The sequence below is a fragment of the Pseudoalteromonas sp. PPB1 genome (assembly GCF_015356275.1).
Classification (GTDB): domain Bacteria; phylum Pseudomonadota; class Gammaproteobacteria; order Enterobacterales; family Alteromonadaceae; genus Pseudoalteromonas; species Pseudoalteromonas rubra_D.
This window is the reverse complement of the sequence record NZ_JACEQV010000009.1, coordinates 24,014-42,628: the sequence shown is the minus strand read 5'-3', so window position 1 is coordinate 42,628 and position 18,615 is coordinate 24,014. Positions and strand designations below refer to the sequence as shown.

Annotated in this window: 14 protein-coding genes; 9 read left to right on the top strand and 5 right to left on the bottom strand. The window is 48.3% G+C overall.

What is annotated here, in order from left to right:
- Positions 1-36: 36 nt before the first annotated feature.
- Positions 37-1,113 carry an ACP S-malonyltransferase gene (gene fabD / locus IY568_RS10810; RefSeq protein ID WP_194867543.1) on the bottom strand — a complete coding sequence of 359 codons (1,077 nt, stop codon included), beginning with the start codon at positions 1,111-1,113 and terminating at the stop codon, positions 37-39.
- Between the two features lie 19 nt (positions 1,114-1,132).
- Positions 1,133-2,548, bottom strand: a complete 1,416-nt coding sequence (locus tag IY568_RS10805) for a PfaD family polyunsaturated fatty acid/polyketide biosynthesis protein (RefSeq protein ID WP_194867542.1) — start codon at positions 2,546-2,548, stop codon at positions 1,133-1,135.
- A 193-nt stretch (positions 2,549-2,741) separates the two neighbouring features.
- Between IY568_RS10805 and IY568_RS10800 the strand changes: the two genes are divergently transcribed.
- The 3 genes from IY568_RS10800 to IY568_RS10790 all read left to right on the top strand — a co-directional run bounded on the left by IY568_RS10800 (position 2,742) and on the right by IY568_RS10790 (position 6,142).
- Positions 2,742-3,788, top strand: a complete 1,047-nt coding sequence (locus IY568_RS10800; protein ID WP_194867541.1) for a fibrinogen-like YCDxxxxGGGW domain-containing protein — start codon at positions 2,742-2,744, stop codon at positions 3,786-3,788.
- Between the two features lie 360 nt (positions 3,789-4,148).
- Complete coding sequence (locus tag IY568_RS10795; protein ID WP_194867540.1) at positions 4,149-5,312, top strand: hypothetical protein; 1,164 nt, start codon at positions 4,149-4,151, stop codon at positions 5,310-5,312.
- Between the two features lie 137 nt (positions 5,313-5,449).
- The gene (locus IY568_RS10790; RefSeq protein ID WP_194867539.1) at positions 5,450-6,142 is read left to right on the top strand and encodes a penicillin-insensitive murein endopeptidase; all 693 of its coding nucleotides are present in this window, start codon (positions 5,450-5,452) and stop codon (positions 6,140-6,142) included.
- 39 nt (positions 6,143-6,181) lie between these two features.
- On the opposite strand, the gene IY568_RS10785 is transcribed toward IY568_RS10790, so the two are convergent.
- Positions 6,182-7,831 carry an alpha/beta fold hydrolase gene (locus IY568_RS10785; protein WP_194867538.1) on the bottom strand — a complete coding sequence of 550 codons (1,650 nt, stop codon included), beginning with the start codon at positions 7,829-7,831 and terminating at the stop codon, positions 6,182-6,184.
- A 206-nt stretch (positions 7,832-8,037) separates the two neighbouring features.
- On the opposite strand from IY568_RS10785, the gene IY568_RS10780 reads away from it, so the two are divergent.
- Positions 8,038-8,502 (top strand): GNAT family N-acetyltransferase, encoded by a 465-nt coding sequence (locus IY568_RS10780; protein ID WP_194867537.1) that lies wholly within the window; start codon positions 8,038-8,040, stop codon positions 8,500-8,502.
- Between the two features lie 20 nt (positions 8,503-8,522).
- On the opposite strand, the gene IY568_RS10775 is transcribed toward IY568_RS10780, so the two are convergent.
- On the bottom strand, positions 8,523-8,846 hold the full coding sequence (locus tag IY568_RS10775) for a hypothetical protein (RefSeq protein ID WP_125560670.1): 324 nt from the start codon (positions 8,844-8,846) through the stop codon (positions 8,523-8,525).
- 240 nt (positions 8,847-9,086) lie between these two features.
- On the opposite strand from IY568_RS10775, the gene IY568_RS10770 reads away from it, so the two are divergent.
- From IY568_RS10770 to lpdA, 5 genes are all read left to right on the top strand, one after another.
- On the top strand, positions 9,087-9,395 hold the full coding sequence (locus IY568_RS10770; protein ID WP_194867536.1) for a hypothetical protein: 309 nt from the start codon (positions 9,087-9,089) through the stop codon (positions 9,393-9,395).
- 478 nt (positions 9,396-9,873) lie between these two features.
- Entirely contained in the window at positions 9,874-10,623 is a 750-nt protein-coding gene (pdhR, locus tag IY568_RS10765) for a pyruvate dehydrogenase complex transcriptional repressor PdhR (RefSeq protein ID WP_010384087.1), read from the top strand.
- A gap of 69 nt (positions 10,624-10,692) precedes the next feature.
- Positions 10,693-13,359 carry a pyruvate dehydrogenase (acetyl-transferring), homodimeric type gene (gene aceE, locus IY568_RS10760; protein WP_194867535.1) on the top strand — a complete coding sequence of 889 codons (2,667 nt, stop codon included), beginning with the start codon at positions 10,693-10,695 and terminating at the stop codon, positions 13,357-13,359.
- An 11-nt stretch (positions 13,360-13,370) separates the two neighbouring features.
- Positions 13,371-15,263: a pyruvate dehydrogenase complex dihydrolipoyllysine-residue acetyltransferase gene (aceF, locus tag IY568_RS10755; RefSeq protein ID WP_194867534.1), complete on the top strand. Its 1,893-nt coding sequence runs from the start codon at positions 13,371-13,373 to the stop codon at positions 15,261-15,263.
- Between the two features lie 221 nt (positions 15,264-15,484).
- The gene (gene lpdA, locus IY568_RS10750; RefSeq protein WP_010384093.1) at positions 15,485-16,909 is read left to right on the top strand and encodes a dihydrolipoyl dehydrogenase; all 1,425 of its coding nucleotides are present in this window, start codon (positions 15,485-15,487) and stop codon (positions 16,907-16,909) included.
- 127 nt (positions 16,910-17,036) lie between these two features.
- Here the strand turns inward: lpdA and IY568_RS24735 are convergent, their stop codons facing one another.
- Positions 17,037-17,171, bottom strand: coding sequence for a transposase (locus IY568_RS24735; protein WP_323744742.1), 135 nt, complete (start codon positions 17,169-17,171; stop codon positions 17,037-17,039).
- Positions 17,172-18,615 lie beyond the last annotated feature (1,444 nt).

The window sequence follows — 18,615 nt, the reverse complement described above, 5'->3', positions numbered from 1 at the left end:
TGTCCGGCCTGTGCCGGGGCATAATCTTGTCTTTAGTTACAGCGGTGTGGCTTCGTCGAGTGCGATATAGCCCTGAACACCTTCGACATACACCGCGGGGCGGTGACCGAACAACAGCATAGCTGGGGTCCGTGTGCGCAAGGGCTCGCCAAGATGAGCGACTCTGATCTGAGTGCCAACACCATGGGACTGGTTCCAGCGTTCTATTTGTTGTGCTGTAGGGTCCGTCAATGTCGTGGTCTTAGCTGCATTAGATGCAGGCAAGCTGGTTGCTTGCTGCTTAATCTCAGCTACCAATTTGGTGAGGATTTTCTTTGGTCCCAGTTCGACAAAAGTCATGTCACCCTGAGCCAGCAGATAGGCAATGCTGTCAGTCCAGCGCACGGAACCGGTAAGCTGGGCGATTAGCTGCGATTGGATAGTGTGGTCCTGGTAGGGCCGTGCACTGACATTGGCAACCACCGGCACGCTGGGCGCTTTGAATTCAACCTCTGCCACGCAGCGTGCAAAGTCAGCCTGTACACCGGCCATGTAGCGAGAGTGAAATGCGCCGCTGGTGTTGAGCCGAATAAACCGTCCTCCGGCCTGCTCAATGGCCTGTTGTGCGCGACTGATGTCGTCATTTAGGCCTGACAGTACGCTTTGCTGTGGGCTGTTCAGGTTGGCAATGTCCAGTGTTTCCAGTTGATGTTCTGTCAGACAGGCTCTGATAGCGGCTTCGTCTAACGCCAGCACCGCGGCCATCGCGCCACCGTTTACCTGACTCATTAGGGCACCTCGTTGTTGTACCAGTCGCAGGGCATCTTCAAAAGACACTGCGCCGGCAGCAAATAGCGCTGTGTATTCGCCCAAACTGTGCCCGGCCATAAAATCTGCAGGGATCGGGTCGCGCTGCTGATGGGCCAAAAACGCCAGGGCACTCACCACATACAGGGCAGGCTGAGTGTACTCGGTCTGGTTCAGCTGGTTATGTGGGTCGTCAAGACATAAGGTTTTAATGCAGTAACCCAGCATCTCACTGGCTGTCTGGGTTTGCTCGGGAAACAACTCAAACCAGGCTTTACCCATGCCAACGTATTGTGCGCCTTGTCCGGGAAATAAATAACTTTTCATTTTTGCCTCGTCTGTATGGTTAATCGACGTGTTCAGGGGCCAGCCAGAGGCGGGTCTGGGTCGTGAGCAGGGCGGCGGTAGCCGTCATGAGCTGCTGGGCAATGTCGGCAACATAGCGCTGCTGCCAGGACTCAAGTGCTGTGCCTTTGACCCACTGATTAAATGCCCCCAGTGCAGGTCCGGTATGAACCTGAAAATTGACCCGCTCCTGCGTCTCTCCTGCAAATGCTAGCTTCATTGAGTGGGCAAAATACCAGCGAAATACACGCGCCATCTTGTATTTAGGTTCCTGCTCTGCGCGCGTTACTTCCGCACTGCGCCCTTGCTGATGTAAGTACTGACTGGTCTCTTGCCAGATTTGACTAAAGGTCTTTTTAAACACCTTGTTTTCAAGTTGACTACGCTGCGCTGCGGGGATGGCATCCAGAGAGGGATAGTGCTGATAAAGCTGATACAGCTTTTGTGCCCGGGCTGGAAAAAATACGCCTTTTTTCAGTACCTGTACTTTGGCACCCAGTTCAAACATATCTCCGGCAGGGGCATAGTCGGTGTCCTGAACATTAATGTCTTGCAACAGGGTTTTTACTGCCGCAGAGGTGTCGGCTTCGACCGTGCATTGGTTAATTGAACCGGTCAGGATAAAGTCCGCCCCCATCATAAACGCGGCTGCGGCGGAGGTCGGCGTACCAATGCCACCGGCCAGCCCAACCCGGGGCGCAGTGTTGAATTGATACTGCGCACTGAGTGTGTCGCGCAACTGTTGCATGGCAGGCAGCAGCACCGCTGGCATTCCTTGATCGGTATGACCGCCGGAGTCTGCCTCTACACACAGGTCGTCACACATGGCAATGTGTTTACTCAACTCGGCCTGCTCTAAAGTGATGTGTTTCTCTGCCAGCAATTGGGCAACGATATTGTCCGGGGCCGGGCTTAAAAACACACTGGCGACTTCGGGGCGTGACACTTTGGCCATCAGCTTATTGGCCGACACTATCTGGCCCTGCTCATTTCGCGTCAGACCACGCAGGCGATACAGTACCAATGCCGGGGTAATGCGAATAAAGGCTGCGGCTTCCAGACAACGAACCTGGCGTTTCAGACACAGTTCTACCAGGGCCAGTTCTTGCTCTGGGCGAGTCAGGTTGCAGACTAGGTTGAGACCAAAGCTCTGTTCCTCTGTGAGCGTGTTTTGTATTTCATTTAGCGCATGCTCAACGACATCAACAGACAAGCCACCTGAGCCAAAAAAGCTTAATAAGCCCGCTTGTGCCATGGCAATTACCAGTCTTGATGAGGCGATGCCCCGATACATACCGCCGCTGACATACGCATATTTAACGCCATAGTCAGCTCTGAACGAGGTGGCGCCCAGCTGCTGAGGGGTAATGGCTGGAAACGGGTCCGGGCTGGTGTCGCCTGAGAGTGTGTGTATCAAGAGTCAATGCCTAGTCATGATAATTACATCGAACCGTAATACATAATTATGAAAACATAATGGAGAAGCCGGAGAGGTTGGAGGAGTCTAAATTATCACCTAAGGAATAGGGTATTTATCATTGCCTATTTGTATTGAATAGTGAAACAAATGACATTAAAGTACATTTTCTTTATAAGTTAAGGATTTAACTATGAGCTCTTATCGGACTTTACTATCACTCGCTGTACTTAGCGGCAGCGCTTTTGCGGATCAGGCATCGACACAATTCGATGGCACCTACTTACTCAATATGGATAACCATCACAATGGTGTACTGGTCAATGAGCTGACCTTTGATTTTACGATGCAGGGATTTAGCAGACACTTTATCGCCGCGACAGAGAACAAAATTCTGTCTGGCTCCACTAGCTCGAATGGCACCAGTATTCGTTTTGAAGTGAGCGATCTAGTATCAGGTCAGAGTCAGTATTTTTCTGGCCACCGGGGTACATCAGGACATTATCAGGGCAGCTGGCACAGTGACGATGGCGGTGCGGGGGACTGGGGTATGGCGAATGCGGCTGATGAAGCATTCAGAACCTGCCAGCAAATTTTGGATGCCGGTGTCAGCACTGGTGATGGCGTGTATCAGATTGTCGATGATAACGACGAACCACTCTCAGTGTACTGTGATATGACCACCCACGGTGGCGGCTGGACATTGGTTGGAAGTTACCCAAATACGGAGCCGGGGGGCAAAGCCCGCATTTCAGATTACGGTACAGTCCCTGAAACTAATCCTCTTGCACCGACTAAGTTGTGGTTGTATCAGGGCGATTTAAGCCGTTTTGCGGATGCACGAGAGCAAATAGCTTGTCCAGTGGAAGCCGGTTGTAATAACAATAAAAATGCCTTTGCTGACAACCTGACAATGCAAGAGCTAGATCTGATCCGGTTTTCATGGGGCTTCCTTGACCGAGGTGATTACATGAAAGAGCTGAGAGAGATCCCAAGCTGTCGCACCGATTATGATGACGCCAGTACGGCTAAAGTCGGCTGTGTGAATCCAGACTATCTTGCCTGGGATGATGATGTGTATCGCAGCAGCTATCAGGTGGGCTGGCAGATTGACCTCTATGGTACGACGCATTGTTGGGTTGCCCGCGGCAGTTACAACTCGGATAAGTTGGGTTCAACCTCCTGTCTTTCGCGCGTTGAGCCGAATAAATCTACCTTTGCATTACTTTGGATGCGGTAGAAGCAAGTAAAGTGGGGTGAAGTAATTTGCCTCATTCTTACCGTTAGACATGACTTTATGGATAAACGAGCCTATTGGCTGCGCCGTCAGACTCTTTCTTTTTAAAGAGTCTGTTACCCTGCCGAGACTTCCGCAAGACGACAATCATCTCATCATCTGTCCCCCCCCCCCAGATTTGCACAGGCAGCAACAGCGCGTTATGAGCTTCATGGTTTGGGTTGTTAAAATTGGTGGTAAAATGTTAATTTATTGGTGTGTGGTGTGTGCTGTTAAATTTCAGCTCGGTAGTAACGCAGTGCTGCATTATCGGGAGCAGTGTATGGCTGCTGAAAAACATTTAATCACTTCAAGGACTAGATCATGACAGTATTATCACGTTTTTTCTTTTTGACAACTTTAGTATTCAGTCACGCGAGTCTGGCCAGTATTCATCTGGTGGAAAACGAATGTAGCGTGGCACTGAACACCCACAGTGGTGCACAGAGCGAGTATTTACTCAGTCAATCCGCTTTGGCCCCAGACCCCTCGTTACGATTTCTCGGTTTTGATGTTATAGAGAAGCAAGGGGAGCCGCATCTTAGGGCGCGTTTCGCGGCAAGCGATCTGGAGTTTGTGTTTTTTGATATCTACTCAGGTGAGCGCTCTTTACACTGTGGTGTTTTTTTCCCTGAGCGCGGTCAGAGCCAGCGACAAGCCTGGGCGGCAGACTTGCCCGTGCGTGAGGCACTGGCTCGGTTGCAAGATAGTAACCCCCTGAATATATGGGTAAATAGCGATCGACTGATTGGGGGGAAGTTGCAGAGGTTTTTAACCCAATTATCTTATAGTCGAACTGAACTGTTGAACTTATTGCAGCACAATGATGCAAACCACCTTCCTTATGAGCTGAAGATGCAGCACCCCAGCGATCTCAATCAGGTTTCAGCTGACAATGAGATTGTGTATTGCCTCAACTCTCGGTTTGGGGATTGTGACTACAGTCATGGCGATCACCCTGGCTATGGTGGACCCTGGGCGGATATTGAACATCTGATCTTGCCTATCAAGGGAGAGCTAATACTAGATGGTTATATCACCCGTTTGTTGTTTAAAGAGGACGTTGTACAAGACGGTTTGAATGTTACGGCAACCGACTTCGGTGTCTGGAACTGGGCAAATCCGGTTTACGAGCTGGGGTCGCTGCGTGAAAATGCCAAAGCTTTTTTGGCACCCTTTTTCACGCTAAGTTACCAAAGTGCGCCAGGTTCGGAGCAGATACAGACAAAAATTGCCTGGGACATTCCATTGCAGCATGGGGCATTTCTTAACCGTAATACCTATTACCGTGACGGTGAGACGTATTGGTTGATGAACTTTGCTTTTGAACACAGCCTTCTTGGTAGTCCCGAACAGGCAAAACAGCTTGGCTATGCTGAGCATGAATATCAGCGCCAAACTCAAGCCAGCTTTATTGCTTTGACGGGCCTTAACGAGGCAAAGCAGGGGGCGTTTAAACTGACACCACTGAGAGTTACTTTCCCTTAAACCCTTTAAAACTGCTGGGTCTGTGGATATTAGGCCCAGCTGAACATTGCAAATTAGCGATTAACGGTACATTTTTAGCAAGAAAAGCATCTGCTTTTGTCAGTAATTATTCAGCTTAAGGCAGCTATGTTGGCGTGATGAAATATCACTATTTATTGCTATTAATGATGCTTAAACCTGTGCTGGCGCACGCTAAAACCAGCACTTGCTATGGCACAACGGCACGGGGCTCGTTGAGCGGCGGGGTTGAACTGCCATACACCGGGAACAACTTCGAAGGTTACAGTCAGCTTGCACGCCTGGCAGGGCGCACCTATGTGCATTCAGAGGTGTATGAAATTGTGACAGCCTCTTATCAGGCGCTGGAAACTACACACCCAGATAAAGTCTATAAGTACGCAGAGACAGGCTTTGCCGAAGGGGGGCGGTTCAGGCCACACAAAACCCATCGCAATGGTTTATCAGTAGATTTTATGACGCCAGTCATTGATGAAGCTGGTCAGTCAGTGCATTTACCCACGCATCCGTTCAACAAGTTTGGTTATCTCATTGAGTTTGATGAGCATGATCAGTTTGACGGCCTGGAGATAGATTATGCAGCGATGGCGGCGCATATTGTTGCATTGCACAAACAGGCCAAGCGTCGTGGCCACGATCTGTGGCGCGTTATTTTTGATCCTAAACTACAGCCAAACTTGTTCAGTACACAATATGGGGAATATCTGAAAACCCATATTCAGTTTTCTAAAAAACCGTCCTGGGTTCGTCATGATGAACACTATCATGTTGATTTTGATATACCCTGCGAGCCCATGGCTGAAACCGGATAACGCGGTTTCAGTCATGGTGTTAATCGCAAATAAATTTAATCAGAAATCTATAAGCGGCATAAAGGTGGCGTAGGCCTGCACAAATGCGGCTGGATCAGATTGCTTTAACTGCATAATGTCGACCTCTGACATGATCTCAGGCTGGCCATCAAAGGCATCTGGAGTACCGAACAGTACATGGCTTGCCATCGCGGAAGCGGTAAAGTTGAGGCCCTGCAAATGCGCGATACAGCCGGTATCCGGTTGGCTCCAGATATCTTCAATAAAATTTTTCATGATCTCTGCGCCACAGGTGCTGGTACTGGCGTCATGGGTGTGGCTGACAAAAAGTACCCCATGATGGGTTTGAGGAAGCTCAACATAACGCTGATTAATGTTAGTAAAGGCGTCTTGGATCAGCGATATATAGGTATGTGGCGTTTGCGGGTCTAAATCACCATTGAGCGCGAGTGTGGGCATGTAATGGTGCATGGGTTGATACACATAGGGATCAGTGTAACGATTACCCCAAACCTGCTTGTCCAGGTGAATCCGGTAGTTCATAAAATCCGGGTAGCAGGCAATGGCGTCCTGGCAATAAGCCTGCTTGCGATGCAAATCGCGTTGCACATGATTAATTTCATTGTGTGTAATGAGCTTTGAGACCACCTGTGAAAAACCGAGCGGGTCTTTTGCCGGGAGTTGCATGATCTGCCTGCCCAGGCCTTTAAAGATAAAATTATGCAGGTTATTCAGTGCTATTACGTCGTTGCTGTTGCAACGATTAAGACGATGTAGTGTGGGTATGAGTATTTGTTCTACTGAGCGTGACAAGCCGAGGATCGAGAGCATTTGCAGTGTCTGGCGGTCAAAATCCAGTCCCGCGCAACTCTGGGCGGTAAAAATGTCATTAAGACGCGCTTTGAGCTGCGGCAGTGAGCTGAAATTTAATCGCGACTGGCACCTTGTATCAAGCTGGCAGTAGGCTAACAAATCGTCCAGTGTCGCGTTAAAGTTTTCATCCCAAAGGTCACTACCAAATTCGGCAGGTGGCAACACGGAGTCGAGAATAATGGCCTGAGCACCGGTTGGGGCAATTTGACTGAATCTTTGTGCCCACAGCGTGCCATAAGAGACACCATACACATAGCTGGGTTGCCAGTCTCGCACTTTACTTTTGCCGATCACATACTCCAGATCTCGCGCCGCTGCTGTGGTATTAAACTCAAACAGGTCATCGCCCCATTGCTGATGGAGATCATCAAAACAAGTTTGGGCATACTGAGCATAATCGCTGACAACCGGGTTACTGCAGGCCAGGTGAGTCGACCAGCCAACACCGCGATGTTCCAGTACGAATAAATCATAGTGTTCGGTAAAAGGCGCCAAGGTGGTGTTTAACTGTTGCACAAAAAAGCTCCCTGATCCTCCAGGACCTCCCTGTAACAGCCAAATTTGCCCTTTACTGTTTGCCGATTTTGCAGGGTATCTTGAGACCAGTACGGAGATTTTTTTGCCTTCGGGTGCCTGCCAGTTGAGAGGCACGTCGGCCAGCGTACAGGTGTTTTTGCCATCTGAGGATTGAAACTGCGCCGGGCATTCGCCCCAGTTAAAATCCAGGTAGCGGTTAAAGTCAGATTGGGTCAGCTCAGCGCCCTGACTGGTACTGGCCAGGGTGAGCATGGTGAGTGCGACAAATGAGGTTTTCATGCTATTCCTTTACCTTTTTGTTAACTTTTTGTGTTGAAGATTCACATTAGCGCATCTCTACTTTGTTGTGTATCGTTTTTACCTGAAAAAGGTTCATGTTGATATGTTAAGTAAATATACTGAGCGCCATCGTCACAATTGCATCCGCTGTTTAATAGGGTTACAAAGGAGTAGCATTTACTGGCTCATAAAATAAGGAAGTTAAATTGCTCTGTACAGAAATCACTGCTTCACAAGTCCCCCTGGCTTTGTTACTCGAGGCGGATCCTTCGGAGCATAACATTCGTCAGTATATGCAGGATGCCTGGTGCTATGTTGTCAAAGCACAAAGACAGATTGTTGCTGCCTGTGTGGTTGGGCCAAAAAACGCGTCGTGTGTTGAGATTTTTAATGTGTCTGTACTTCCTGCTTTCCAACAGCTGGGGATTGGCACTGAACTGCTGAAATATGTGCTGGCAGAGCTAGTTGAGAAACAGGTCATTCGGGCAGAGCTGAGCACGGGGACGTTTGGTTATCAGTTAACCTACTATCAGCGTTTGGGGTTTAGAGTAGGCAGTGTGGTTAAGGGCCATTTTGTGCGTCATTACGCCGAGCCTATCATTGAAGACGGCATTCAACATAAGGACGCGCTGAGACTCTATATCAATCTGGGCGACAGTGATGGGGCGTAAAAAACCCCATCAGCTTGGTTTTAATATACCCAGATGCTGTGAATTCTTGGGTGTCTGTTATTTTGACCTGAACAACCGCTAACCCAAAAACGAACCTTCTTTCCCGCAAATTTGGCAGCCAGTAAGGTGGCATGCATCGCATTGTAGTTAGGATGAGAAGGAACGATTGCATAGTACTCTGGGTTTGAGCAGCCGTCCGGGTTGCCAGTGATGCTGCTGCCGTGAACCATAGTCCAGCTGTTGTTTACATAGATTGTTTGAATCTGGCCAAGGCTGGTTTGCGCACCAGCATACACCTGACCAGAAAGAAGTAGCGTACATGCTGCTGTTATTAGCTTTTTCATTGTATTTCCTTTGTTATTAGCTTCGGGACGGACTTTAACATACACAGAAGTAAACGTGTATTGCTTTGTGCCTGCTTTTGGAGGTGGTGCTTTACGCTACCTAAAACATCAAGTTTTTGATATGTATATGGTTTTGTTTTGTTTTTTGTGTTTTTTGTTGATCTAATAGGCACGGATAAGTATAGTGCGCGGTGCACATAATAACGCGGTGCACATAATAACAAACAAGGAAATCTAATAATGAAAAATATAGTTTTAGTACTCGCACTTCTCATCTTATCTGTGACTGGTTTTAAAGCACAGGCAAATAGCTACGTAGATACCTACCCCAAAGTGACCAAAGTGTATGTTAACTCAGGCGGTTTGGCTTTGATCCGTATTGAATCTCATGATAACTGGCTTGAACTGGGTAAAGTGGGCGATGCGAAGACCGACGCATGGGTTGCGATTGCTTTGGCTGCCGCCCTGTCTGGGAAAAAAACATGGATCCGTTATTACCCAAGTACGTCCGGTTATCCCAGAGTGTCCATTCTGAGCGTTAGTGCCTAACTAAATAATGCACTGGCTGCCTAATATCTCCGGTTGCCAGTGCGTTGCCTTCCTTAAGCTTTGAAATTTTACGTCTTCTCCATGCAGGCCCAACTCGCAGCCTAATAACCATACTGCTATTTTCACAGCCTCACAGATGTGTCACCTGGACAAGTATGACGTAACCCTATAGTTGGTTTTTCTATCTGGTCTGACCATTTTATTTTCCTTTTTTAAATCATTTAACTTGTATAAAGTTTAGTCACTTTGCGCGGGCTTTTCTGTATTACTTTTAGCCGCAAAGCGCCGAATTTTGACAGTTGCGCTTGATTTTGATAACGTAGTGCACAAATTTGGTATGACCAATTTACCTTTAGGGTTGGGCTTACCGGATCTGTTTAAGTAAAGAGTGAGCTGGATCAGCGCCTTGCCTGTGTTTTGACAGGCAGTGCATGTACAGCTGGCTTGGGGGTTCACCAATAAACTCGGCGTTTAATCAATGTCTTTAAAGATAAAAGCAGCGAAACTATCAGATGTGATTCTGGAACAACTGGAAAACATGATCCTCGAAGGGTCATTGATGCCAGGTGAAAAGCTGCCGCCGGAGCGTGAGCTGGCCAAGCAATTTGAAGTGTCGCGACCTTCACTGCGTGAGGCAATTCAAAAGCTTGAAGCTAAAGGGCTGGTTACCCGACGTCAGGGTGGCGGCACTTATGTGAAAAATCAGCTTGAGGAAGGTCTGACTGATCCCTTATTTGAGTTGATCAGTAAACACCCCGAGTCACAGTTTGATTTGCTGGAGTTTCGTCATGCCCTGGAGGGCATCGCAGCTTATTATGCAGCCATGCGTGGTACGCAAACCGATCTCGATAAAGTGGAACAGAGCTTTGATGACATTGCCAGTGTTGGTGATGACCTGGTGCAAAAAGCCAGAGCCATCAACACTTTCCATTTTACCGTCGCAGAAGCATCACATAACGTGGTGTTGCTGCACCTGATGCGGGGTATGCAGTCTTTACTGGAACAAAATGTATTGCAGAACTTAACGGTGCTGGTGCAAAAGCCGGATGCCAGTGAACAGCTTGCTCACCATCGCGAAGTGTTAAAAAACGCGGTGATCGAAGGCAAGCCTGAGCAGGCACGACTGGCCAGTAACGCACACTTAGCCTTTATTGAGGAGGCGTTGCTGGAAGCTGGACGAGAGCGCTCGCGTATTGAGCGCAGCTTGCGTCGTACCAAAGCGCAGTAATATATAAAACAGAGCCGTAAGCTAACGCTATAGAATAAATTCGTATTTTAAACATAAGGAACACTCCATATGTCTGAAGTCAATAAATTTGACGTAGACGCGCTAGAAACCAAAGAGTGGTTGCAGGCGCTTGAGTCGGTTGTAAAAGAAGAAGGCGTAGAGCGCGCACAATACCTGCTTGAGCAGGTACTTGAGCAGGCGCGTCTGGATGGCGTTGATATGCCAACGGGCATTACGACCAACTATGTCAACACTATCCCGGCAGATCAGGAACCTGCCTATCCGGGGGATGTGAATCTTGAGCGTCGTATTCGCTCAATCATCCGCTGGAATGCGATCATGATCGTACTGCGCGCTTCCAAGAAAGATCTGGAGCTGGGCGGACATATGGCGTCGTATCAGTCGTCAGCAGCGTTTTATGAAATGTGTTTCAACCATTTCTTCCGCGCACCGAATGAAAAAGACGGCGGCGACCTGGTTTACTATCAGGGTCACATTTCACCAGGTATTTATGCCCGTGCATTCGTTGAAGGCCGTCTGACTGCAGAGCAGCTGGATAACTTCCGTCAGGAAGTAGACGGTAAAGGTCTGTCTTCTTACCCGCACCCTAAACTGATGCCTGAATTCTGGCAGTTCCCGACCGTATCTATGGGTCTGGGTCCAATCGCTTCTATCTATCAGGCGCGTTTCCTGAAATACCTTGACGGTCGTGGCCTGAAAGACACTGCCGAGCAGCGTGTTTACGCCTTTCTGGGCGACGGTGAAATGGATGAGCCGGAATCTCGTGGTGCGATTTCTTTTGCGGCCCGTGAGAAGCTGGATAACCTGTGTTATCTGATCAACTGTAACCTCCAGCGTTTGGATGGTCCGGTAATGGGTAATGGTAAGATCATCCAGGAACTGGAAGGTCTGTTCAAAGGTGCTGGCTGGAATGTGATTAAAGTCGTGTGGGGTTCAGGCTGGGATAAGCTTCTGGCGAAAGACACCACAGGTAAACTGTTGCAGCTGATGAATGAAACCATCGATGGCGACTACCAAACGTATAAAGCCAAAGATGGCGCGTATGTACGTGAGCACTTCTTCGGTCGTTACCCGGAGACTGCTGCACTGGTTGCTGACATGACAGACGAAGAGATCTTTGCGCTTAAGCGTGGTGGTCATGAGCCTTCTAAACTGTTTGCTGCATTTAAAGCGGCACAAGACACCAAAGGTCGTCCGACTGTGATCCTGGCTAAGACTGTAAAAGGTTACGGCATGGGTGAAGCGGCGGAAGGTAAAAACATCGCCCACCAGGTGAAGAAAATGGACATGACGCACGTTGAGCACCTGCGTTCACGTCTGGGCCTGGAAGATTTGGTATCTGACGAGCAAATCAAAGACCTGCCTTACCTGACACTGGAAGAAGGCTCTGCAGAGTATGAATACCTGCATGCCCGTCGTAAATCACTGCATGGTTACACGCCTCAGCGTCTGCCTAACTTCACAGAAGCACTAACGCTGCCAGAGCTGGATGCATTCAAGCCGCTGCTGGAAGAGCAAAAGCGTGATATCTCAACCACTATGGCCTATGTGCGTGCGTTGAACATCCTGCTGAAAGACAAAGGCGTAGGTAAAAACATCGTGCCTATCATTGCCGATGAAGCGCGTACTTTCGGTATGGAAGGCCTGTTCCGTCAGATTGGTATTTATAACCCACATGGTCAGAACTACACACCTCAGGATCGCGACATTGTTTCTTACTATAAAGAAGCGACGTCTGGTCAGGTACTGCAAGAAGGTATCAACGAGCTGGGTGCAATGTCTTCATGGGTGGCTGCGGCAACGTCTTACAGCACTAATGATCTGCCAATGATCCCGTTCTACATCTACTACTCTATGTTCGGATTCCAACGTGTTGGCGACATGGCGTGGATGGCGGGCGACCAGCAGGCACGTGGCTTCTTGCTAGGTGCAACAGCAGGTCGTACAACGCTCAACGGTGAAGGGTTGCAGCACGAAGATGGTCACTCGCACATTCAGGCGGGCACGATCCCGAACTGTATTTCTTACGACCCAACGTTCGCGTTTGAAGTAGCGGTTATTCTGCAAGACGGTATTCGTCGTATGTACGGCCCGGAGCAGGAAAATATCTTCTACTACCTGACACTGATGAACGAAAACTACCATCAGCCAGCGATGCCTGAAGGTGCAGAAGACGGTATCCGTAAAGGTATCTACAAGCTCGAAAGCTATACAGGCGATAAGGCCCAAGTACAGCTGATGGGCTCAGGCACTATCCTGAACGAAGTACGTAAAGCCGCGCAGATCCTGAGCGACGATTACGGCATTGCATCAGACGTATTCTCTGTGACTTCATTCAACGAGCTGGCACGTGACGGTCAGGACGCTGAGCGTTTCAACATGCTGAACCCGGATGCAGAGCAAAAAGTGCCTTACATCACAACGGTATTGAGCGGAGCGCCTGCAATTGCTGCCACTGACTATATGAAGAGCTATGCCGATCAGGTTCGTGCCTTCATGCCAAGCGTTTCTTACAAAGTGCTGGGCACTGACGGTTACGGTCGTTCAGACAGCCGTGAAAACCTGCGTCGTCACTTTGAAGTGAATGCAGGCTATGTCGTGGTTGCTGCACTGAGCGAGCTGGTTAAGCAAGGCAAAGTTGAAAAATCAGTAGTAACAGACGCTATCAAGAAATTTGATATCGACACAACCAAAACCAACCCACTTTACGCATAAGAGGCTAAGTGATGGCAATCGAAATTCATGTACCAGATATTGGCGCCGATGAGGTTGAAGTAACCGAGATTTTGGTCAGCGTTGGCGACACGGTAGAAGAAGAGCAGTCGCTGATCACCGTTGAAGGCGACAAAGCGTCAATGGAAGTGCCTGCTGCGCAAGCGGGTACGGTTAAAGAAATCAAAATCAGCGAAGGCGATAAAGTATCGACTGGCTCATTGATCATGGTTTTTGAAGCAGCTGGCGAAGCGCCTGCTGCTGAAGCGGCACCAGTAGCAGCTCCGGCTGCTGCTGCGCCTGCACCGGCAACTGCTGAAGTGAAAGAGGTTCACGTGCCAGACATTGGTGGCGACGAAGTTGAAGTCACTGAAATCCTGGTTGCGGTTGGCGACAGTGTTGAAGCTGAGCAATCTTTGATCACTGTTGAAGGCGACAAGGCGTCAATGGAAGTACCAGCGCCATTTGCTGGCACAGTCAAAGAAATCAAAGTTGAAATTGGCGGCAAAGTCGCAACGGGCAGTTTAGTCTTTGTATTTGAAACAGCGGGTGCAGCAGCCCCCGTTGCAGCTGAAACCGCACCAGCGGCAGCTCCTGTTGAAGCGACGCCTTCACTGCAGGAAGTACAGGTACCGGATATTGGTGGCGACGAAGTTGAAGTCACTGAAATCATGGTTGCTGTGGGCGACAGCGTTGAAGAAGAGCAGTCGCTGATCACCGTAGAGGGCGACAAAGCCTCAATGGAAGTGCCAGCGCCATTTGCCGGTACAGTCAAAGAAATCAAAGTGGCGGCTGGCGATAAAGTCTCAACCGGTTCATTGATCTTTGTTTTTGAAACGGTTTCGGCAACGGCACCAGCACCGGTAGCATCAGCGCCTGCTGCGCCTGCAGCAGCACCGGCTCCTGCGGCAAAAGCGGCACCTGCAGCAGCGCCTGCACCAAGTGCAGCGAAAGACGAGTTTGTGGCCAATGATGATTATGCGCATGCATCGCCTGTAGTACGTCGTCTGGCGCGCGAGTTTGGTGTTAACCTGGCACGCGTTAAAGGCACAGGTCGTAAGAACCGTGTTCTGAAAGAAGACGTTCAGAACTATGTGAAAGAACTGGTTCGTAAGGTTGAGTCTGGCGAGATCAGCAAAGGCGGTAACTCAGGTGGTGGTGAACTGGGTCTGATCCCTTGGCCAAAAGTCGACTTCAGTAAGTTTGGTGAAGTCGAAGAGAAGAAACTGTCTCGCATCCAGAAGATCTCTGGCGCTAACTTACACCGTAACTGGGTTCAGATCCCGCACGTGACTCAGTTCGATGAAGCTGATATCACCACGCTGGAAGCATTCCGTAAAGAACAGAATGTGTTGGCTGAGAAGAAGAAAATGGGCGTGAAGATCACCCCATTGGTATTCGTGATGAAAGCCGCAGCGAAAGCGTTGGAAGAGTTCCCAACCTTTAACTCATCACTTTCAGAAGACGGTGAAAGCCTGATCCTGAAGAAGTATGTGAACATCGGTGTGGCGGTAGATACGCCAAATGGCCTGGTTGTGCCTGTCTTTAAAGACGTCAACAAGAAAGGCATCATCGAGCTGTCTCGCGAGCTGATGGACGTATCTAAGAAGGCCCGCGAAGGTAAGCTGACTGCGGCTGACATGCAGGGTGGTTGCTTCACTATCTCGAGCCTGGGTGGTATCGGTGGTACGGCATTTACGCCAATCGTAAATGCGCCAGAAGTGGCTATCTTAGGGGTGTCTAAGTCTGAGATGAAGCCGAAGTGGAATGGTAAAGAGTTTGAGCCGCGCCTGATGGTGCCGCTGAGCTGTTCATACGACCACCGTGTTATTGACGGTGCGTTGGCAGCCCGCTTTACTGTGACCCTGGCCAATTACCTGAGCGACATTCGTCAGCTGGTAATGTAAGCCAAAGCAAAACCGCATGACTCAGGTTATGCGGTTTTGTCATATTTTTACTGTCCTGTCTGATATTTGGGCGGGACATCTGTGGGTGCGAATGATACACTTTCGCGCAACAAAAAACTCTCTCTGATTGTTGGTGGCAGCGCTTGCCGATGATCAGGCACAATTGGGTGCGGATACTCACTCGAGTAGAGTCCCGTTCGAATAATAGTTAAGGTAATAACATGAGCAACGAAATCAAAACTCAAGTTGTTGTACTAGGCGGTGGTCCTGGTGGTTACTCTGCAGCATTCCGTGCAGCAGACCTAGGTTTAGAAGTTACATTGATCGAATCTCGCGATACCCTGGGTGGTGTGTGCTTGAACGTAGGTTGTATTCCTTCAAAAGCACTTTTACACGTTGCTAAGGTAATCGACGACGCGGCTGAAATGGCTTCACACGGTGTGACTTTCGGTGCTCCTCAAATCGACCTGGACAAAATCCGTAGCTGGAAAGAGTCTGTAATTGGTCAGCTGACAGGCGGTCTGTCTGGCATGGCGAAAATGCGTAAAGTTAAAGTAGTTAGCGGCTACGGTAAATTCACCGGCTCTAACTCTATCGCGGTTGAAGGTGCAGACGGCACAACAACAGTAAACTTCGACAACGCCATCATCGCTGCGGGCTCTCAGCCTGTAAACCTGCCTTTCATCCCACAAGATGAGCGTATCATTGACTCAACTGGCGCGCTTGAGCTAAAAGACGTACCAGAAAAGCTACTTGTTCTGGGTGGTGGTATCATTGGTCTTGAAATGGGTACAGTGTACCGTGCACTGGGCTCGCAAATCGACGTAGTTGAATTTGCAGACCAGCTGGTACCTGCGGCTGACAAAGACGTTATCAAGATTTACCAGAAGTACGTGAAAGACAAGTTCAACGTGATGCTGTCTACTAAGGTTGTTGCGGTTGAAGCGAAAGAAGACGGAATCTACGTTTCTTTCGAAGGCAAGCAAGCACCAGAAGGCCAGGTACGCTATGACAAAGTATTGGTTGCGGTTGGTCGTACGCCTAACGGTAAGCTGCTTGACGCAGACAAAGCGGGCGTTGCGGTTGACGAGCGTGGCTTCATCAATACTGACAAGCAAATGAAGACTAACGTAAACCACATCTACGCGATTGGTGACATCGTAGGTCAGCCTATGCTTGCGCACAAAGCGGTTCACGAAGCACACGTTGCTGCTGAAGTGATCTCTGGTAAGAAACACTACTTCGATCCTAAGTGCATTCCTTCAATCGCCTACACAGACCCAGAAATCGCATGGGTTGGTGTGACTGAGAAAGAAGCGAAAGAGCAAGGTCTGAGCATCGAAACTGCGGTATTCCCGTGGGCTGCATCTGGTCGTGCGATTGCTTCTGCACGTACTGAAGGTCAGACTAAGATGATCTTCGACAAAGAGACTGGTCGCGTGATCGGTGGTGCTATGGTTGGTATCAACGCTGGTGAAATGCTGGGCGAGATCGGCCTGGCAGTTGAGATGGGTGCAGACGCAGAAGACGTGGCACTGACTATCCACGCTCACCCAACGCTGAACGAGTCAATCGGCCTGGCGGCTGAGATCTTTGAAGGTTCAATCACTGACCTGCCTAACAAAAAGGCAGTGAAGAAGAAGTAATCGCTACTTCTGAATGAACTGAAAAACCCGGCTTATATAAGCCGGGTTTTTTGTAACTAATTCACTGTACTGGTCAAATCCAAGCGAATACTTCTTTTTGTCATTTTCATGCTCGATTGGACTCATATCATTCAGCGAGCTGTGCAGCCTGCTCTTGTTCAATATGTTCCTTCCACGTGTAAAGAAAACGGGTACTGACGCCTTCTGCTTCTGCGGTTTGAGCTACTGCATAACCTTGTTCACTGACTAAGGTGGCTGCCACTTATTTAATTTCTTTAGGGTATGAATTGTATTGTCGTTTTTGCGTTGCCAAGGAGCGCGCGATGTTTGACATTATTGTCTCTTGTCAATGTGTCCGGATCTATTAGACCACTACAAGTGGCTACATTGAGAGCCTCCGAATATTCCAGCGCAATCAGCACATAAGGTTTTAAATACACCGTATTTCTCAATGACTGAACTCATCAATTGCAAGCATCTGGTGGTGGTTTCGATGGAAATTTATCACGACATCGAAATTTTTATCACTTATTTGTCTCAAATCAATACCTTTCTTTATATATTGACGCAGCATACCACTTGTATTTGCTCTACGCTTCTGGAAAGAGAAAAGATGCACAAAGTAAAGTTCAACTTCAAAAGTGGCCGAGATGAACGCGTTGGCTATAAGTTAACCTCTATTGTCTACTGTGATTGTATACATATATCCAGCGTACCCCATAAGACGCGAGGTGAACTATGATTGTCATTACCACACTTTCTTCTGGCTTTTAAGCTGCACTTTTGACAAGCAAAAAACGTGTTTTTCGTTCAAAATGTGGTGACTTATGCACCTGTTCAGCGAGATTTCTCTCCTGAAACTTACTTTTAGTAAAAATTTCATAATTTTTTTTGTTGCGATTTTTACGCTAATTGATTTCTTTGTATGGTTTTTGTTCGAATCAGTTTAGTTATTAACTCTGATTAGTATTGTTGCAATTAATGGTACGTTGGCGCGAGCTGTTTGAGGCTGCGCCAATATGAAAGCTGATATGACAATAAGGTGGTGTATTCGAACAAAATGCAAGGGAAACACTCATAGTGTTCTGTAATTTGATGAATTAAAACGTTATGAATAAATCTAAGTTTTTGAATTTTAAAACTATTTAATTATGATTTTGCGTGCTCTCCCTCTTGACCCTGACCCTGTACAGAGCAAACATGCTCTTTCCTGTCATTTATTTTCGTCTGTATTGCTAGCAATGTACTTTTATCCCCTAGGCTCTCAATCGTGAGTCTAAAACCTTCGAAAATCATACATAGCCACCGGAAAACGATAGTAAGTGTAAAGGTCTGTTTTCAGTCATGCTGGCCTGGTGCGTGAATGTACATTGGTATTTATTCGCTTGAGTCGCTTTGTTATCACACAAATGCATTCTGCCATTTTGTGAAATGCAGTCGTGCAGGTACACGTATAGTGCAGAAAACCCGGCGTGCCAGCATTGTTAGTAAGAGCTGTATGATGACGCGAACTATCAATACAGCAGCCCCAAGCGCCTTCGGAAGGATTTCTGAAAATACTTAAGCTGACTTTCCTTTTGATTGCGGATCCGTAATTGTCACGGATGCTTATTTCAGGCTTCTGTGGTTTTAAACTTATGTGCGCTAGGGTTTGCGCTATATCGATTGGGTTTAAGATGCAGCTCACCTAAGAGCTGAGTCTAGTA

Coding starts and splice junctions, on each gene's coding strand:
- fabD (WP_194867543.1), bottom strand. CDS start 1,113: ATGAAAAGTTATTTATTTCCCGGACAAGGCGCACAATACGTTGGCATG.
- IY568_RS10800 (WP_194867541.1), top strand. CDS start 2,742: ATGAGCTCTTATCGGACTTTACTATCACTCGCTGTACTTAGCGGCAGC.
- IY568_RS10795 (WP_194867540.1), top strand. CDS start 4,149: ATGACAGTATTATCACGTTTTTTCTTTTTGACAACTTTAGTATTCAGT.
- IY568_RS10790 (WP_194867539.1), top strand. CDS start 5,450: ATGAAATATCACTATTTATTGCTATTAATGATGCTTAAACCTGTGCTG.
- IY568_RS10785 (WP_194867538.1), bottom strand. CDS start 7,831: ATGAAAACCTCATTTGTCGCACTCACCATGCTCACCCTGGCCAGTACC.
- IY568_RS10775 (WP_125560670.1), bottom strand. CDS start 8,846: ATGAAAAAGCTAATAACAGCAGCATGTACGCTACTTCTTTCTGGTCAG.
- IY568_RS10770 (WP_194867536.1), top strand. CDS start 9,087: ATGAAAAATATAGTTTTAGTACTCGCACTTCTCATCTTATCTGTGACT.
- pdhR (WP_010384087.1), top strand. CDS start 9,874: ATGTCTTTAAAGATAAAAGCAGCGAAACTATCAGATGTGATTCTGGAA.
- aceE (WP_194867535.1), top strand. CDS start 10,693: ATGTCTGAAGTCAATAAATTTGACGTAGACGCGCTAGAAACCAAAGAG.
- aceF (WP_194867534.1), top strand. CDS start 13,371: ATGGCAATCGAAATTCATGTACCAGATATTGGCGCCGATGAGGTTGAA.
- lpdA (WP_010384093.1), top strand. CDS start 15,485: ATGAGCAACGAAATCAAAACTCAAGTTGTTGTACTAGGCGGTGGTCCT.